The sequence below is a fragment of the Hyphomicrobium sp. D-2 genome, from assembly GCF_029872155.1.
Lineage (GTDB): Bacteria > Pseudomonadota > Alphaproteobacteria > Rhizobiales > Hyphomicrobiaceae > Hyphomicrobium_A.
This window is the reverse complement of sequence record NZ_JARXLA010000004.1, coordinates 319,676-336,224: the sequence shown is the minus strand read 5'-3', so window position 1 is coordinate 336,224 and position 16,549 is coordinate 319,676. Positions and strand designations below refer to the sequence as shown.

The window sequence follows — 16,549 nt, the reverse complement described above, 5'->3', positions numbered from 1 at the left end:
AATCGCAGCCCTACTTTGACTGCGCCGTTGCCAGATAGCCGATCGCACCGTTCGAATTCTGCCGCTTGGTTTCCAGGAAATCATAAACCTCGCGCGGATGCAGCGGACGGCCGGTGCGGTCGATGCGACGACGCTCCAGCGCCTGCAATTCATCCAGCAGCGGCTCGGCCGTCCGATGCAGCATCGCCACTGCCTTGATCGCCGAGCGCGTCATGTTCGGCGGCACGGTCGGCACCACATCTGCGATCAGTTGCTTGGCGCGCGTTGAAAGCTGGCCCGACATCTGCCCCATCCAGCCGATCAGGCGGACCGGAAAATCCTCCTCGAACCGATAGTCGTGCGTTTCCATCCAGTGGAACAGCTGATCCATCAGCAGATCCTGCAACCGCAGGCGCGAGGTGACGCGATAGTCCTGCCACTCCGCCACCACGTCGAAATCCGGCTCCATTTCGATGTCGGCGGGCGCGAACGTTTCGCGCGCGGTCACACCGATGCGATCCACGAAGTCGCGGTTGCGCATGTCGAAGCGTGTCATGAATGTCGGCAGTGTAACCCTGTTCTCACTGCCCAGCCGGAACGCCTCACGCACCAGCTTGGAACAGAATAGCTCCTTGTTGCCCTCTAGCTCCATCGAGAAGTCGTACCAGATGTGGCCGTTGCGCTTCTGATGTGACTTGGCGATGGTGTGATAGATCATCGCCGCCGCACGCGCCGCCAGTTCCGGATCGCGATGGCGGAACACAATGCAGCGGCCAAGCCCGTGGTGCAGCGTTTCGGACAGCGGATTGATCACCGATCCCGATTCAATCAGCGCTTCCACCACCCAGTGTTTGCCGTTGGCGTCAGTGTAGATCATCGCCAGATGGCTGAACTGGCTGTCGACATCACCGATGCGTGCAATCGCGGCGCTGTTGTGCGCCATGCCGCGCATGAGCAGCAGATCGCCGGTGCGGAAATCGATGTCTTCGCCGGTCTCAAACTTCGGATTGACGAACGTGTTAAAGCTGCGGCCGCTGAAGCCGCGCAGCGTTTTCTCGTTCGGGCCGAGCTGGGCGTAGCGGATGTTGATCTCGCCCATCATGTCGGTGACGTAACGGGCAATGCGAAGCGCGTTGCGCAATGCGCGCTCGCCCGGCCGCGTCAGAAATCCGCGCGCGTGCCAATCGGCAATCTGGCTGCGCAGACGCAGGCGCATCGCAAAGATGGCCTGCGCTATTTCTGGCGCCGAATGCAGCAGCGTGTCGAGCTCGTAGCGGTCGAGACAAAGCTCATACGTCGCCGCATAGAGCTCGTTCAGGTTCGCTGCCAGTTCCCGCGCGGTGCCTGCCGGACGCGCGGCGATCTCCTCGATCCGCGCCAAATCCTCCGCCAGCCTGCCGCCGGGCGTTGTCTGCAGCATCCGTCCCTCCCCCTTTTATTCCTTCACCTCCTGTAGCATGGCGGAGAAAGACGACGGATGCTTGTTCGCAACATCATGAAGGACTGCGGGCGGCGTCCAGCAGCTTCACCGAACTGGCCTGCGGACCCATCGGCCCTTCCGCCGGCGAGCGCAGCACGTGCACCATCGCCCCGACCTTTATGTCCTCGAACGCCCCGTTACCGCAGGCATCGCGGGAAAAATATAGGTCCGGCGAGCCTTTAACCTCGATGAAGCCATAGTCCTCATCCGGGAACATCCGCACCACAATGCCGGTATCTCCAGCCGAAGCGTGCTGCTTCACGGCCCCCTTGCGCGTCGCCATGATCTGGCCGAGCTGCCGCTCGATCGCCTCGAACACGCGGTTCACCACCGCCGTATTTTCGCCCTTGGCGTCGGCGCGCTCCTGCTCGCCCTTGGCCACAACCGTGTTATGGCCTGGCACCTCCACCTCAACCGCAATGCCAAGCGGAAGCTTGCCGGCTTCCGATGCGCGGTGCGGCACGCTCACCACCACGCGCGCGCCAATGATGTTGGGGTGGAACTTCTTCAAACGGTCCGCTCGCATGCGGATCATATTCTCCAGGGAAGCTGAGCTCTCCACGTTCTTGAAGACGATTTGCAGGGCTCTCTCCATAGGCGCTCTCCTGTTTTCTGTGATCGTGACAATCGTAAAATTCAGCGCAAATCCATGGTCGCTCTAAGGCGACGGTGTGATCATTGATGTCGCGCAAATCCTCCAACATTGGCGGCAATTTTAATTGTCGTGCGCACGTTGAACTCCTCTGCTGCAAACACAGTTCGATTTTTTGGTTCACGCAATGCGCAGCATCGCATTGCGATGCAATTGTCCTCCTAGTGTTTGGGATTGACCGAATACGACGACAACGTCACCGCGCGTGCTTGCGGCGACGACATCTGCAACGACTGACGATAAGCGCACGCGCGACTTCCCGTGCGCTGCAACGCAAGCTGAGCGCGCTGGTTCACCGATCGCGGGTTATGGCGCGAATTGTATTTGGAAGCGTGGTGGGCGCCGCGGTGGCCCGCTGCAAAATCTGCCGGGTTCCACCGCGTGCTTTTGACGATCAGGCCGAACTCGACTTCGGCTCCGACAGTGGCAATCACTGCGGGATGAGAGAAAATTCACAAGCGACTCTGAGGGCGCCAAGGCCCGCATTCGTCATGGCGGTGCTCGCATTCCATCACTCGAACACCAGCTTTCCACGGACCGAAGCTTCTGTCGATCCCTCTTTTTTCTGTCCCGCTACTTGAAGTTTGCCCGCGCGATCATCTCGTCGATTTTGGTAAAAAGAAGCGATATATCCTGCGGCCGCGACAACCGATGATCGCCGTCTGGAATCTCTACAAACTCCGCCCAGCCGCCTTCCAGCACACTCACCAGTGCGCGCGAATGGCTGATCGGAACCGACGTATCAAAGCGCCCCTGCAGAATGACAACCGGACGCCCCGGATCGAACGGCCGGCGCCCCATCAGATGACTGCGCCCCTCTTCAATCAGTGCGCGGGATATCGCATAGGGCTCGCCGTACTCCGACGGCAGCAAAAACACGCCTGTCTCTTCCAGATCGCGGCGCGCCTTCTGATCGAACTGTTTCCACATCAGCTCTTCGGTCATGTCCCAGGCCGGCGCGATCAGCACAACGCCCGCGATGCGCGCAGCCTGCTCCGGCGCAATCGCCAGCAGCCGCCGCAGCATCAGCAGCGCGATGTAGCCGCCCATGCTGGAACCGACCACGATCTGGCGCCCGCTGGTAACGGTGCGGAACACCTTCAGCGCTTCTTCCAGCCAAGACCCGATCGTGCCATTCTCAAATTCGCCGCTGGAAATGCCATGGCCCGAATAATCAAAGCGCGTGCAGCCATAGCCGTTGGCCGCCGCAAAGGCCGCCAGTTCGGTCGCCTTCGTGCTGCCCATGTCAGACTTGTAGCCCGACAGCCAGAACAGGCTGATGCCCTCGCCATCGCCCGCAGCCGGCGGATCAGCCCGATAGGCGATGCGCCGCTCCGAAACAGTTTCACCTCGACCCAATTGGAGGAATTGCGGTTGGCTCTCACTCAATCTAAACAACCCTTTCGATGGCGGAGGACTAGCTTGTGGCCGAGAAGCGCCCGACCGTACTTCAGATCATACCGGAGCTTGATACCGGCGGCGCGGAACTCTCTACCATAGAGATTGCCGATGCCGTCCAGTCCGCAGGCGGGCGGTGCATCGTTCTGACCGAAGGCGGCCGCATGGTGCAACGGCTGCGCGATACCGGCGCCGATGTACGGTTTTTTGCCGCGGCCACCAAGAACCCTCTGCACATCATCTGGAACGCCCATCTCATCGCCGGCATTGTGCGCCAGGATGGCGTCGATCTCATCCACGCACGTAGCCGCGCCCCCGCCTGGAGCGCCTTGCTGGCCGCCCGCCGCACGGGCGTTCCGTACGTCACCACCTACCATGGCGCCTATTCTGAAAAGTCATCCTTAAAGAGCCTCTACAACAGCGTCATGGCGCGCGGCGACATCGTCATCGCTAATTCCCATTACACCAGCGACCTCATCCGCATGCGCTATGGCACCCCCGGCGCCAAACTGCGGGTGATCTATCGCGGCGTCGATGGCGCGCACTTCAACCCTGAAGCCGTCGAGCCCGAACGAGTCGCCGCTGTACGCCGCCGCTGGGGTGTCGAACCGGGCCAGCGCGTCGTGTTGCATGCAGCACGTCTCACCGCATGGAAGGGACAGAAGGTCGTCATCGGCGCGGCGGAGCTGCTTGCCCGTGGCAATACGATCGATGATGTCGTGTTCATTCTGGCGGGCGATGCACAGAACCGCAGCGCCTATCGGGATGCCTTGCAGCAGCAGATCAATGACGCGGGCCTTAAGGATCGCGTGCGTCTCGTCGGCCACGAGGGCGACATGCCCGCCGCGCTGTGCGCGTCCCATGTCTCCGTTGTGGCGTCCATCGAGCCCGAAGCATTCGGACGCACCGCCACTGAGGCGCAGGTGATGGCGACTCCGGTGATCGCAACCGAAATCGGCGCCCCGCCCGAAACCGTGCGCGGACGTCCCGGCTGCCCCGCCGATCGCGCCACCGGATGGCTGGTTCCGCCGGGCGACGAAGCCGCGCTGGCCAAGGCCATCGGCGAAGCGCTTTCGATGTCGGCGCAAGAACGCACGCAGATGGGCGCACGCGCGCGCCAGCACGTGCTCTCGTCGTACTCACTGGAGCAGATGAAACAGCAGACGCTGGAAGTCTACGATAGCCTGCTCAAAACTCAGATGGCAGCAAGCACCACCGCAGCACCGCGCTGATCGGTTCTTTCTTTTTGGCGCTCGGTGACTCCCCTCCGGGGAGCCGGCCGCCGAACGCGTGATTGCACTTCGGCAGCGCCGGGCTAATCGGCTACGCCGCGACCCGTCCCATTAAGCAGGTGGCACTCGACGCCGCGCGATAATGCGATTGCGAATTGATACAACCGGGAACGCGATTAGCTGCCCAATCGCAATGAATACCAACGAGTTTAGAATTGCCCCTATCGGCTGCAATGCATTGCCAGTATCGTTGATCGCGATCTTCAAAAATCTGTCGTACAGGCGAGGCTCGGTGCTACCGTCATTTGAAAGGTACTGAGAGCCATACTCGTCATAAACAGTGACGCGCCAGTGCGCATACTCATGCAGAAGTGTCGAGAGCAGCCAAATGAATGCGACCGAAAATAGAAAAAGGCCTGCAAGCTTTTTCCAATGAAATTTATTTCCGTACCGAAGGTTGATCCGTACGCAAATCAATATGACGCACAGAAACCACGCAAGCCATATTGCCTGGGGTCCGTACGTAAAGAAAAAAGCTCAAACCCCATGGCGTCATCCCCGCATCGCTTGGGTAGCCTCAGATAATCTCACGCTTGAAGTGCAGTCGTTCGACGCTTTCCCCCGTCATCCCGACAACAGTCGAAATCCACGCCAGCTTCAACGCTCGATCAGCTGAAATAGCATGCGCGGCGCCGGAAGAGCCTCTTTCCAGCCGCATCATGGCAAAGATTTGCGTAGATCCCGGCCTACGCCGGGAGGAAGTTTAGTTAGGCGACCAGCAGCGACATGCCCCGCGGTTATCTAGCGTGAGCAGTCGCGTCCCGTATCGCCTTGCCGGCGAGGGGGCGGGATCGCCGCAACGGTGAAGCGCGCAGGATCTGCAATGTTCCTGCGCACGGGCCGCTGCTGATGCGATGTCATCATGCACCGGCGGCCAGCTCCGCGAAGCGGAACGCCGGTGCGAAAAACGTATTACGGGTTGCTGGCTGGATTGGCGCGCAGGCTCTTCAGTACATCCTCGGTCGGCCAGCAGGTGATCTTCAGACCGCTCGCCTTCTGATACGTGCCAACCTGCCGCCGCGTGTTGGAACCGATCTTGCCGTCCACGATGTCGATGCCATAGCCAAGCTCGGCAAGCCGCGCCTGGATCTCGCTGACCTGCGCCGTGCGCGGCTGCGCAACCTTGGCGGCAGGCACATGGAAGCCGCCACCGCCTGCAATCCGATCTGCAAGATCGCCAACGAACAGCGCGTAAAGATCGGACGTATTGTAGAGGCGGATGACCCTGAAGTTTTCCGTCGCCAGGAAGCCCGGACCGAACGAGCCCGATGGCATCATCAGATAGGCGCTGATGCTGTCTTCAGCGGGCTTGAACGGTGTCTTGCCGTGCCGCTTCAAACCCAGCTTGCGCCATTCGCCGATGGTGCGCTCGCCGGGCGGGCCTTCAAGCGAGCAGTCGCCGTTTGCCGGCAGATCGATCTCATAGCCCCAACGCAAACCGCGCACCCAACCCTTGTTGGCAAGCTGGCGCGCAGCCGATGCAAGCGCGTCGGGAACAGAATCGAAAATGTCGACCTTGCCGTCGCCATCGCCGTCTTCAAGATGCTGGAAATATTCCGTCGGCATGAACTGCGTCTGGCCAACGGCGCCGGCCCACGAAGCGCGCATCTTGGCGCGCGGCACGCCTTCTTGCAGCATCTTCAGTGCAGCGAGAATTTCAGCGCGGAACTGATCCTTGCGGCGCCCCGTGTAAGCCTGCGTTGCCAGCACACGGATGGCATCGTGCGGAAGCTTGTGGCGGCCATATGCCGTTTCGCGGCCCCAGATCGCCACCATGATGTAGCGATCAACGCCTGTCCGGCGTTCGATCTCGATGATTTCCTTCTCGTGGTCCTTGAGGAACTTGCGCCCCTTCTCCGAGAGCGAGGAAAGATACTTCAGGTTCAGATATTCAAACGCCGACTTGGTGAACTCGGCCTGGCCAGCACTGTCGTCCCGCTTCTTGCCCGGAATGATGAGATCGGGCAGCGACAGGTCTGGTTTCAATCCACGGAAGGCATCGTCGAACGTCTTGCGCGAGACACCCTGCGCCTCAGCTTCAGGCCAAAGTCCGTTGACAAACTCATCCCAGGTCTCAGCCGCTGCCGGAGCGGATACCCCAGCGGTCAGCAGCATGGCGACAGCGGCCATTGCAACGGCGTGCGAGATGACTTCGCGCATGCCATTTCGGAGGATGCTCATCGTCGATCGATCCTTCTGGTGAGTTTGAACTGGAGCGGCGAGGCAGTTGCGGAACGGGCCGGTTCCAAACATCGACCTGACCGATTGCGGCCCGATCATTGGAACGGGGATAAGCCGTGACGAAACCATATGCGCCATAAATAGGCGCATTTTTCAGACCCTCAAGATAAACGGGCGTTAACCGCCATTAACAGACGCTAACTTTGCTGTCGCGCGGGCCGCTTAACTTGCGTTCTTGAACTGCTTCAGATGGGTTTCCCAAGCCAGCGCATTGCGTGTGATCGTTATCAGAGATCGTCGTATTCAGGGCGCCATCACCAGCCGCACGCGGATCTTGTCCGATGCCGCTACAATCGCTGCCGGATCACCGGCCCGGCGCGGCGACAGACGCACCTCAAAGTCCGAACCAGACCACACGCTTTACAGCGTCGACCACTTCAAGAACCGAGAAGCCCTTCGAGTAGCCGCAATTGAAGATTTCCGAGGCACCGCCATCGCGCAGATGCCGCAGCGCAGCCATATGCGCGCGCACCAGATCGGTGACGTGGATGTAGTCGCGCACGCAGGTGCCGTCCGCAGTTTCGTAATCGGTGCCAAACACTTCGATGTATGGCCGCCTGCCCAGCGCCACTTCCGAGGCAACCTTAATCAGGTGTGTTGCGTTAGGTGTGGACTGGCCGGTGCGTCCCTTCGGATCGGCCCCCGCCACGTTGAAATAACGCAAAGCAACATACCGGAAATTATGGGCTCTCGCCGTATCCGCCAGCATGATTTCGGTCATCAGCTTGGACGACCCGTAGGGCGAAACCGGAGCCAGCGGCGCGTCCTCCCGCACAGGAATTTCCTGCGGGTTGCCGTACACCGCCGCCGTCGAGGAGAAGATGAAGTGTTCGATGCCGAGCTCAACCGCCACTTCCATCAGGGCGCGCGACTTGACCGTGTTGTTATGATAATAGCCCAGCGGATCCACGACCGACTCTGGCACAACGATCGAACCGGCAAAGTGAATGATCGCCTTCACGCCATGCTTGCGCACGATGCTGCGGACCAGTTCCTGATCGCCGATGTCGCCCACAACAAGGGTGGCAAGCTCCGGCACAGCCCACCGGAAGCCGGTCGAAAGATTATCGAGGACGACCACATTTTCGCCGCTGTCCAGCAGCTCAAGAACCATATGGCTGCCGATATATCCGGCACCGCCGGTAACGAGGATGGTCATCTTGGTTCACACCTTCCCGACGCTGTCGTCGATCGCCGAAATCCGCACCAATACGGGGCGTTAACTATGCCTTGATTCAAGCGACCGCGCACCGCAGATCGTCCCCAAGGATATATCGCATCTCTTTCAAGAACTGAGCCAGTTCATGCTCAGCTTCGCCCGACTACTCCGCAACACCCCAAGAACCCCTTAAACGCAAGCGACTTGCTTCCGGGAGTTTCCAATGTCCGTGACGTCCAAACGCATCCGCAAGGCCGTGTTTCCGGTTGCGGGGCTAGGCACGCGCTTTCTGCCTGCGACCAAGACCATTCCGAAGGAAATGCTGACCGTCGTCGACCGCCCCGTCATTCAGCACGTCGTGGATGAAGCGCGCGCGGCCGGCATTGAGCATTTCGTATTCGTCACCGGACGCAACAAAGCAACCATCGAAGACCACTTCGACCACGCACCCGAACTCGAAGCGACGCTCAATCAGCGTGGCAAAATCAAAGAGCTGGAAGAACTCGCCAGCGATCTGCCTGGGCCGGGTTGCACCAGCTTCACGCGCCAACAGGCGCCGTTAGGATTGGGCCACGCTGTTTGGTGCGCGCGCGAAGTCATCGGCGACGAACCGTTTGCGCTGCTGCTGCCGGATATGCTGCACCACGGCGGCGATGGCTGTCTGGCCGAAATGATGGACGCTTATAACAATCACGGCGGCAATCTCATCGCTGTATCGCCGGTGCCTGAAAGCGAAACGCATCAGTACGGTATCGTCGGCGTTGACGATGCCAGCGAGAAAGTTTCGCGCATCGCCAAGATGGTTGAGAAGCCAAAGCAGGGAACCGCCCCGTCCAACCTGCACATCACCGGACGCTACATTCTGCAGCCCGAAGTGTTCGATATTCTGGCAACGCAGGAGCGCGGCGCTGGCGGAGAAATCCAGCTCACCGATGCCATGCTGGCCATGTTGCAAGCCGGTAAACCGTTCCATGCCGTACGCTTCGACGGCACAATCTATGACACTGGCACCAAGCTAGGCTTCCTGCTGGCGAATATCGCCTACGGACTTGAGCGCCCTGAGCTTGCCAATGCGCTCAAAGCCGGGTTGGCGAAGCTGGCTTGACGCTGCTGCGCCACTACGTGCGCCATCGCCTGCGCCACCACACAACGTCTGCGGCGCTCAATCAGTGTCGCAGACGTACACCAGCCTGTATTTCGTTGGCCGTGTAACTGCCTGCTGGCCATGAAGACTGGAAGTCTGTGTATTCATAGCGTGCGAACAGAACCGCCCAACGGTTGAGATAATAGTCGGCGCCCACCGCTCCGCTGAACTGCTCTTCCGTTTGTCCAACACCAATGAAATCACGCGTCATGAAGCCCACGCCTGCAATGCCGACAAGGTTTTGCGTGAAAGAGTGCCGCGCTTCCAGACCATAAGTGCGTTCCATAACGCCAGGCGAACCAGCGGTCGTCGTTTCCGCAACTTCACTTGTCGCCACGAATTGCAGCGTCGTCAGCGGCGTCACCTGCCATGCAAGGTCGGCATCGATCAGCAGTCCATCGACCACAGGCAGTTCATGGTTGTTGATCTGCTGACGGCCGTAGCCCAGGCTGATACTGCCGCGCAGGATTTCGCTCACGTTTCCAAATGATACGCCGACGCGGTAACGCTCGCCCTGCGATGAACGATTGATGCCATCGGAGTAAGTGGCGACGTTGTAGTCGCGCTGATTGATCGCGATGTCTGAGAACAGGAACAGATAGGGAGAGAACTCCCATTGCGGGCGGAATGCCTGCTCATACAGCGTGTAATTGCGATCGGCGTTGCTTTGCAAAAAGCCGAAAATGACATCATCGCTATACGAGGTATCGATGATCGAACCCCGCGCCTGCACCGACAGCCGATTGAAACGGTGATTGAATGCGGCGCGATAGCGATCGACATTGATGTTCGGCCGCGATCCCACCGAGATCGCGTTGATGGCGGAGCGACTTTCCTGCGCTTCCTGATGCGCGATCAAACCTTGCAGGTTGGTGCGGCTGGTTATGTCGAGACGGCCAAGCCCCTCTACCAGATATGCTTTATCGTTCTCCGATGGGTAGCGATCATGGAAGCTGAAATCGGCGCTACCGCGCAGTTCCACCGCATGGCGTGCCCAGTTTGATACCAGCCGCCCAGCCGGACGCAACACAAGCGAGCTGTCACCCAGCGCAACCGGTGAAGCGAACAGGTTGCTGTTGTAATCGTAATAGGCATCCACATTCGAATAGAGCGTGAAGCTGCCAATGCGTGTGCCGAGCTGCGGGAATGGATCCAGCACAAAGCCCTGAAAGTTGCTGCGCCCCATGATGAGATTGATCTCATCGGCCTGCAGCAATAGCGGATCGTACCCCGCCGGTTCCATCGCGAACGCCCGCACATCGTCCGGCGACCGCATATCCGCAGCCGTTATATCCTCTTCGCCTTCCATCGGCGCTTCCGGCTCGGACAGATCGATGACACCATCCATTGGCGCCTGCGGTTCTGCCAATGAGACGGGATCGCCGTCACCCGCGATGGTCAGGCGCCCGCGGCCATCCTCGGCGTTCGCATCAGCCGGCAGCATGCCCGGCAACGCATTGCCCTCAGCACCTTGCTGTGCGGTTTGCTCTTGTCCGCTATCTACGCCGGTGCCCAGTTCGATGCCCTCGCCCTCATCATCCGTGCCCGGACGCAGCAGCGGTCGGCGGGGCGCGGGCTGATCGATGCCGAAGCGGCCATCATCGAACGCGTTTTGATCTTCCTGCTCGAAGACCGAATCATCTGGAAGCGTGGGGCGCAGCAGAGGCCGTCGCGGCTCAGCAGCGCGCTGTGGCGGATCAAGGATCTGGGCCACCGCCGGAGCAGGCGCGAAAATTCGCGCCGCGCCGACAATAACGGCGCAGCCGAACAGAAGCCCCACGATCATGCGGATGCCGGACACAGACGCTCCCATGTGACAAATTCCACCACGTGAACGCTGTACAAGACCATTGGAACGCTAAAGAGCGTCGGTTAACGGTCTGTTTAGATTGACGGCCGGGACGGCTCCAAAGATCGTGCAAGACGTGTTGCATGAGCTGGACACGGCCTGAAAATTGTAAGAAGTTGTTAACACTTAGCCATCGGGGGCATAGGGCGATGACAGCGACCGACGGGCCTTTGCGTAATTTGAAAAGCGTTGAGGGCGACAAGAAACTCGGCAGGCTTCCCGTTGCGTCCGCATTGCGCACCCTGGATCTGGAGTGCGACGGCCTCAATCTCCTGCGCGAAGCTCTGACGGGTGAGATGGCGCGCGCGTTCGCTGAAGCGGTGCGGGTGATGCGTGCGGCCAAGGGCCGTGTGGTCGTCACCGGCATCGGCAAGAGCGGGCATGTCGGCCAGAAGATCGCCGCCACGTTCGCTTCAACAGGCCGGCCCGCTTTCTTTGTGCACCCGACCGAAGCCTCCCATGGCGACCTCGGCATGGTGACCACCGACGACGTATTGCTCGCGCTTTCATGGTCAGGCGAAACGGTCGAACTCAAACCGCTGATCACCTACTCGCGCCGATATAACGTGCCGCTGGTTGCAATTACGTCGCGCAGCGAGTCGGCGCTCGGTAAGCATTCCGACGTCGTTCTGGAACTGCCGCGCGCCAAGGAAGCCTGTCCGCACGGATTGGCGCCAACAACATCCACGACCATGCAGCTTGCGCTCGGCGATTGCCTAGCCATCGCCCTGCTGGAAGCGCGCGGTTTCACGCCGCAGGAATTCAAGGCGTTCCATCCGGGTGGCTCGCTGGGCGCAAGCCTGAAGTACGTCGCTGATGTGATGCACACGGGCGACCGCATGCCGATCGCGCGCGACACCGATCAGATGAGCGATGCGCTCGTCACCATGACGCAGAAGAGCCTCGGCTGCCTTGGCATCGTCGACGCGAAGGGCAAGCTGGTCGGCATCGTCACCGACGGCGACTTGCGGCGTCACATGGGCGAAAATCTCATTCTGCGCCGTACGGTCGACATCATGACCCGGTCACCGAAAACGGTGAAGCCGGGCATGCTTGCCTCGGCCGCACTGGAACAGATCAACGCTTCGCGCATCACGGCGCTGTTCGTGGTGGAACGCGGCAAGCCGGTGGGCATCATTCACGTCCACGACCTGCTGCGGGCTGGCGTTGCATAAGCAGCCGGTTATCCTGCTGCCTGCAGCTTTAAAAGCGCTTGGCTGTCGTCCGCGCCATCCCGTTGCCAGAGACTAATTGCGCTCCGGAAGCGGCGGCCTGCGTATGCCCTCAAGATACTGTCGGAAAATACGCCTGATGCCGTCCGCCGATCTCCTCGTCACCTGTCACCCTTCGGAACAAAGCCTGTGCGGGCAAGTGGCGCGAATGGTGACGCAGACGCTGCAGGCTCAGGGGCGCGATGTACTGAGCGACGATCTCAATCAGACGTACTTCAATCCAGTCATCTCACCAGCTGAATACGCAAACTTCTTCCGCGATGAGATCCCTACCGATCTCACCGATCTGGCCGAGCATCTGAGCCAAGCCGAGCGCGTCATCTTCATTCTGCCGGTGTGGATGTACGACATGCCGGCGCTGCTGAAGGGATATTTCGAGCGGGTGTGGAGGCCGGGCATCGCGTATCGCATCGCGGGCGATCAGATCTCGCCGCTGCTGACGCACATCCGCGAAATGATTGTCATCGTCACCCACGGCCGCAACGAAGAGGAGACGGACGCCTGCGGTGATGCCACGCGCACGTTCTTTGCCACGTCGCTGCCAACGCTGCTGCCGAACCTGCAATCAAACATCCGCTTTGATTTTTACGCGCTCGACACGCCGGACAAAGCCGCGATCACCGACCAGCTCGAGGCTATTCGCAAGCATCTCACAATCGGTGGCAAAGGCGTTGCGTAGGCGGAAGGTAGAGCGTTCGTGCAGCGTTTGTTGCGCGGAGAGCTGATTACAAGCGCTCGACTGTAAGCACCGAATTTTTCGATCCACTGACCCGGAGCTGTTCGCCGACTTCGGCCTCAACGCCATCGGCAGCCCATTCGCCATCGCCGGCTTCAACCCGCCCGCGCCCATCAGCGGGAATAGCTGCCGACACCGTCACGACCTGTCCGATCAAAAGATCGGCGCGACGGTTGAGAGCCGGTTCACGGCGATTCCAGAATGCCCATTTGCGGTCAATGATTGTGTCGACGATCAGCAGCCCCACACCGGCCAGCGCCCACAACCAGCCCTCCGCACCTTTCTCCAGCACGAGGTAAAGCCCGTAGAGCGTCAACGCGACTCCGGCAACGGGCAGCACTAGGCTAACAAGAGCCAGCAGCCATACGAACATGCCCGGCTGACGTGCGTCCCGTTTAATTGACCGCATGTTCGACCACGAGCACTGTTCCGACTGCTCCCGTAACTCTGACCATCGCGCCCTGTGGCGCATCGGAACCCTGCGCGTTCCAGACGGTGTCACCGACGCGCACTTTTCCGCGCCCCCCGGTGATGGCCTCTTCGACGGTCACCACACGGCCCAGATACTGTCCGGCACGGGAGTTAAGATCCGGCTCATCGCTGGCCGACATATCCGGCGCGGCGTAGCGACGGGCAACGAACACTGAAGCGCAGGACAGCACGGCGAAGGCAATAAGTTGCCACTCCCACGCGATGTCGAATGTCAGGCCGAAAAGCCCCACAACAGCCGCTGCAGCGCCGAACCATACGAAGTGCACGCCAGGTACAATTGCTTCCAGCACGAACAGCGCCACCGCAAGGATGAACCAGTTCCACGCGCCAAGGCTTGAGAAAAACTCGGTCAACCCCATCAGGACTCTCCCACCGCTATTGGCTGAGCTTAGCAGGACCGCCACACACCATCATCATGGTTGTGTTGCGATCCTGCATGCGCTGCATCGTTCGAGCCTGATCCTCAGGCGCGCGGCACGCTGCCTCGCGGCGGTGTCGATGGCGCAGGCGCTCCCGAGCCACTACCGAACGCCTCGCCGGTGATCTGGGCCAGACCGGCTAGCGATCCGATAACCGAGGATGCTTCCAGCGGCATCAAAATCACTTTCTGGTTCGGCGCTTTGGCAAGCGATTCAAGGGCCTTCACGTAGTTGTTGGCGACGAAGTAGTTGATGGCCTGCACGTTGCCATTGGCGATGGCGTCGGAAACCATCTGCGTCGCCCTGGCTTCCGCTTCCGCGGAACGCTCGCGGGCTTCGGCATCGCGGAACGCAGCTTCTTTACGGCCTTCGGCCTCAAGCATCACGGCCTGCTTCTCGCCCTCAGCACGCAGAATTTCCGCTGCACGTGAGCCTTCTGCATCAAGGATCTGTGCACGTTTTTCGCGTTCAGCCTTCATCTGACGGGCCATCGCGTCAACCAGATCGCGCGGCGGATCGATGTCCTTGATCTCGATGCGGGTGACCTTGATGCCCCAGGCTTCCGTTGCCTGATCGAGCACCTGCAACAGCCGCGCGTTGATCTGATCACGATTGGACAGCAGTTCGTCGAGATCCATCGAGCCCATAACAGTACGGATATTCGTCATCGTCAGGTTGACGATCGAAGGCTCCAGCGCGTCCACTTCGTAAGCTGCGCGCGCCGCATTCAAGATCTGAAAGAAGGTGACGCCGTTGACGCGCACCATGGCGTTGTCGCGCGTGATGACATCCTGGCTCGGAATATCGAGCACCTGCTCCTTCATGTTCATTCGGTGGCCGATGCGCTCCATCACCGGGATAAGAATATGCAGGCCGGGCGTCAGCGTACGGGTGTAACGGCCGAAATTCTCGACCGTGTAGTTCATGCCCTGGGGCACGATCTTGACCGTCGACCACAGGATGACGACCGCCAGAATGACGAGCAGCACGCCGAAAACTTCAAAGCCGGTATTCGCGGCGAAAAATGATGGTTCCATGGAGCCCCCGGGGGTGAGATGCAGCCCCGGCACGCTACCGTACTGAGGCAAACACAATATTAAAAAACGGTGCCTCGACAGTCAGTTATGGAACACACCTGAACTGCGGACGAAGCCTGTATGGCGGAAGGGTGGCGCAGTAATATGGCCAACGGTGGGGCCTGGGCCGGGGCGTGCCGTTTTTTACAAGCAAGCGCGCACCAACGTACGGCGGGCTACAGCGAGTAGTTGCCGCCGCATCCCATAAGGTGCCGATCACCGCTGAGCGATCAGGCGATCAGATCCAGCCTTGTAACTCGCGGCGGACCACCGCCTCAATGACGCGGATGCCCTCGTCGCTGTCGTTCAGCGCTGGCAGATAAGCGAATTTTTCACCGCCGCCACCCTCGAAGTAATGGCGGTTTTCGCCGTCAAGCTCTTCAAGCGTTTCGAGGCAGTCCGCCGAGAAGCCCGGCGCGACCAGTGCCAGCCGTTTGACGCCTTCCGCAGCAAGGCGCTTCACTGTCTCGTCAGTGTAGGGCTGCAGCCAGGGATCATTGCCAAAGCGCGACTGGAATGTGGTCAGCCACTTTTCCTCAGGCCATCCAAGGCTGGCGCGAAGGAGGCGCGAGGTCTTCTGGCACTGGCAATGGTAGGGATCGCCCGCTTCCAGGTATGCCTGCGGCATGCCGTGAAACGTCGCGATGATCATTTCCGGCTCGAAATCGAGTTTGGCCAGATCCTGGCGCATCGCGTTGGCGACGGCGTCGATGTAGACCGGATCATCGTGATAACTCGGCGCGACGCGAACAGCGGGCTGCCAGCGCATCTTCATCAGGGCGCGGAACGCCTGATCGGCGGCAGTCGCCGTCGTCGCGGCGGCGTACTGGGGATAGAGCGGCACCAGCAGGATGCGATCGCATCCCTTTTCCATCAGCGCCTTTATGCGGCTCTCAGTCGTCGGGTTCGCCTATCGCATCGCGAAGTCGACTTCGATCCGTTCCGGATTACCTACGGCGGCCGCCAACTTCTGGGCCTGGCCGCGCGTGATCGTCTTCAGCGGGCCTTCGTCCAGCTCTTTGTTCCAGATGGTGTCGTAGTCCTTGCCCTTGGCGCCGGGGCGGACGGTGAGAATGATGAGATTGAGAATTGGCCACCACTTCCAGCGAGGCACCTCAATGACGCGCTCGTCGGACAAAAGCTCCTCAAGGTAGCGCCGCATCGACCAGTAGTCGGTGCCGTCCGGCGTGCCGAGATTGAGCAGCAGAACGCCGATGCGTCCGCATTTGACGTTCGGATGGTTGGCCGGGCGGAACCGCGGATCGGGCTGGAAGGTCGCGGCAGGCTTTATCTCGTTCACGGGTGGGAAATCCTGGCTGAGCTATCGGCTCTATGGCACCGATTTAATATCGGGCTGTACCCTAGCCAATATCCAGGTTCAGCGCTAAGGCACAAATCGA

General features: G+C 60.2%; 12 protein-coding genes and 2 pseudogenes. 4 read left to right on the top strand and 10 right to left on the bottom strand.

The window, feature by feature from the left end:
- Positions 1-10 precede the first annotated feature (10 nt).
- The 3 genes from QEZ49_RS10035 to QEZ49_RS10025 form a co-directional block, all read right to left on the bottom strand.
- Positions 11-1,399, bottom strand: coding sequence for a YiiX/YebB-like N1pC/P60 family cysteine hydrolase (locus QEZ49_RS10035; RefSeq protein WP_280386502.1), 1,389 nt, complete (start codon positions 1,397-1,399; stop codon positions 11-13).
- 73 nt (positions 1,400-1,472) lie between these two features.
- Positions 1,473-2,054 carry an HPF/RaiA family ribosome-associated protein gene (locus QEZ49_RS10030; protein WP_173953276.1) on the bottom strand — a complete coding sequence of 194 codons (582 nt, stop codon included), beginning with the start codon at positions 2,052-2,054 and terminating at the stop codon, positions 1,473-1,475.
- A 630-nt stretch (positions 2,055-2,684) separates the two neighbouring features.
- On the bottom strand, positions 2,685-3,470 hold the full coding sequence (locus tag QEZ49_RS10025) for an alpha/beta hydrolase (protein ID WP_280386500.1): 786 nt from the start codon (positions 3,468-3,470) through the stop codon (positions 2,685-2,687).
- A 65-nt stretch (positions 3,471-3,535) separates the two neighbouring features.
- On the opposite strand from QEZ49_RS10025, the gene QEZ49_RS10020 reads away from it, so the two are divergent.
- Positions 3,536-4,741 (top strand): glycosyltransferase family 4 protein, encoded by a 1,206-nt coding sequence (locus tag QEZ49_RS10020; protein ID WP_280386498.1) that lies wholly within the window; start codon positions 3,536-3,538, stop codon positions 4,739-4,741.
- 972 nt (positions 4,742-5,713) lie between these two features.
- Here the strand turns inward: QEZ49_RS10020 and QEZ49_RS10015 are convergent.
- Both QEZ49_RS10015 and galE read right to left on the bottom strand, forming a co-directional pair.
- Positions 5,714-6,982, bottom strand: a complete 1,269-nt coding sequence (locus tag QEZ49_RS10015) for a lytic murein transglycosylase (RefSeq protein WP_280386496.1) — start codon at positions 6,980-6,982, stop codon at positions 5,714-5,716.
- 327 nt (positions 6,983-7,309) lie between these two features.
- Positions 7,310-8,201 (bottom strand): annotated as a pseudogene (gene galE / locus QEZ49_RS10010) (UDP-glucose 4-epimerase GalE); the annotation flags it as partial.
- 223 nt (positions 8,202-8,424) lie between these two features.
- Between galE and galU the strand changes: the two are divergent.
- Entirely contained in the window at positions 8,425-9,306 is an 882-nt protein-coding gene (galU, locus tag QEZ49_RS10005) for a UTP--glucose-1-phosphate uridylyltransferase GalU (protein ID WP_280386494.1), read from the top strand.
- Between the two features lie 61 nt (positions 9,307-9,367).
- Here the strand turns inward: galU and QEZ49_RS10000 are convergent, their stop codons facing one another.
- Positions 9,368-11,158, bottom strand: coding sequence for an outer membrane beta-barrel protein (locus QEZ49_RS10000; protein ID WP_280386492.1), 1,791 nt, complete (start codon positions 11,156-11,158; stop codon positions 9,368-9,370).
- A gap of 185 nt (positions 11,159-11,343) precedes the next feature.
- Here QEZ49_RS10000 and QEZ49_RS09995 point away from each other — a divergent pair, with 185 nt between their 5' ends.
- The gene (locus tag QEZ49_RS09995) at positions 11,344-12,369 is read left to right on the top strand and encodes a KpsF/GutQ family sugar-phosphate isomerase (RefSeq protein ID WP_280386491.1); all 1,026 of its coding nucleotides are present in this window, start codon (positions 11,344-11,346) and stop codon (positions 12,367-12,369) included.
- A 136-nt stretch (positions 12,370-12,505) separates the two neighbouring features.
- Complete coding sequence (locus QEZ49_RS09990; RefSeq protein WP_280386489.1) at positions 12,506-13,105, top strand: NAD(P)H-dependent oxidoreductase; 600 nt, start codon at positions 12,506-12,508, stop codon at positions 13,103-13,105.
- Between the two features lie 46 nt (positions 13,106-13,151).
- Here QEZ49_RS09990 and QEZ49_RS09985 read toward each other — a convergent pair whose 3' ends face one another.
- From QEZ49_RS09985 to hemH, 4 genes and pseudogenes are all read right to left on the bottom strand, one after another.
- On the bottom strand, positions 13,152-13,571 hold the full coding sequence (locus QEZ49_RS09985) for an NfeD family protein (RefSeq protein WP_280386487.1): 420 nt from the start codon (positions 13,569-13,571) through the stop codon (positions 13,152-13,154).
- On the bottom strand, positions 13,558-14,013 hold the full coding sequence (locus QEZ49_RS09980) for an NfeD family protein (RefSeq protein ID WP_280386485.1): 456 nt from the start codon (positions 14,011-14,013) through the stop codon (positions 13,558-13,560). The genes QEZ49_RS09985 and QEZ49_RS09980 overlap by 14 nt, the downstream gene beginning before the upstream one ends.
- Positions 14,014-14,117: 104 nt before the next feature.
- Complete coding sequence (locus QEZ49_RS09975) at positions 14,118-15,110, bottom strand: SPFH domain-containing protein (protein ID WP_280386483.1); 993 nt, start codon at positions 15,108-15,110, stop codon at positions 14,118-14,120.
- A gap of 277 nt (positions 15,111-15,387) precedes the next feature.
- A pseudogene (gene hemH, locus QEZ49_RS09970) lies at positions 15,388-16,449 on the bottom strand (ferrochelatase).
- Positions 16,450-16,549: the final 100 nt, after the last annotated feature.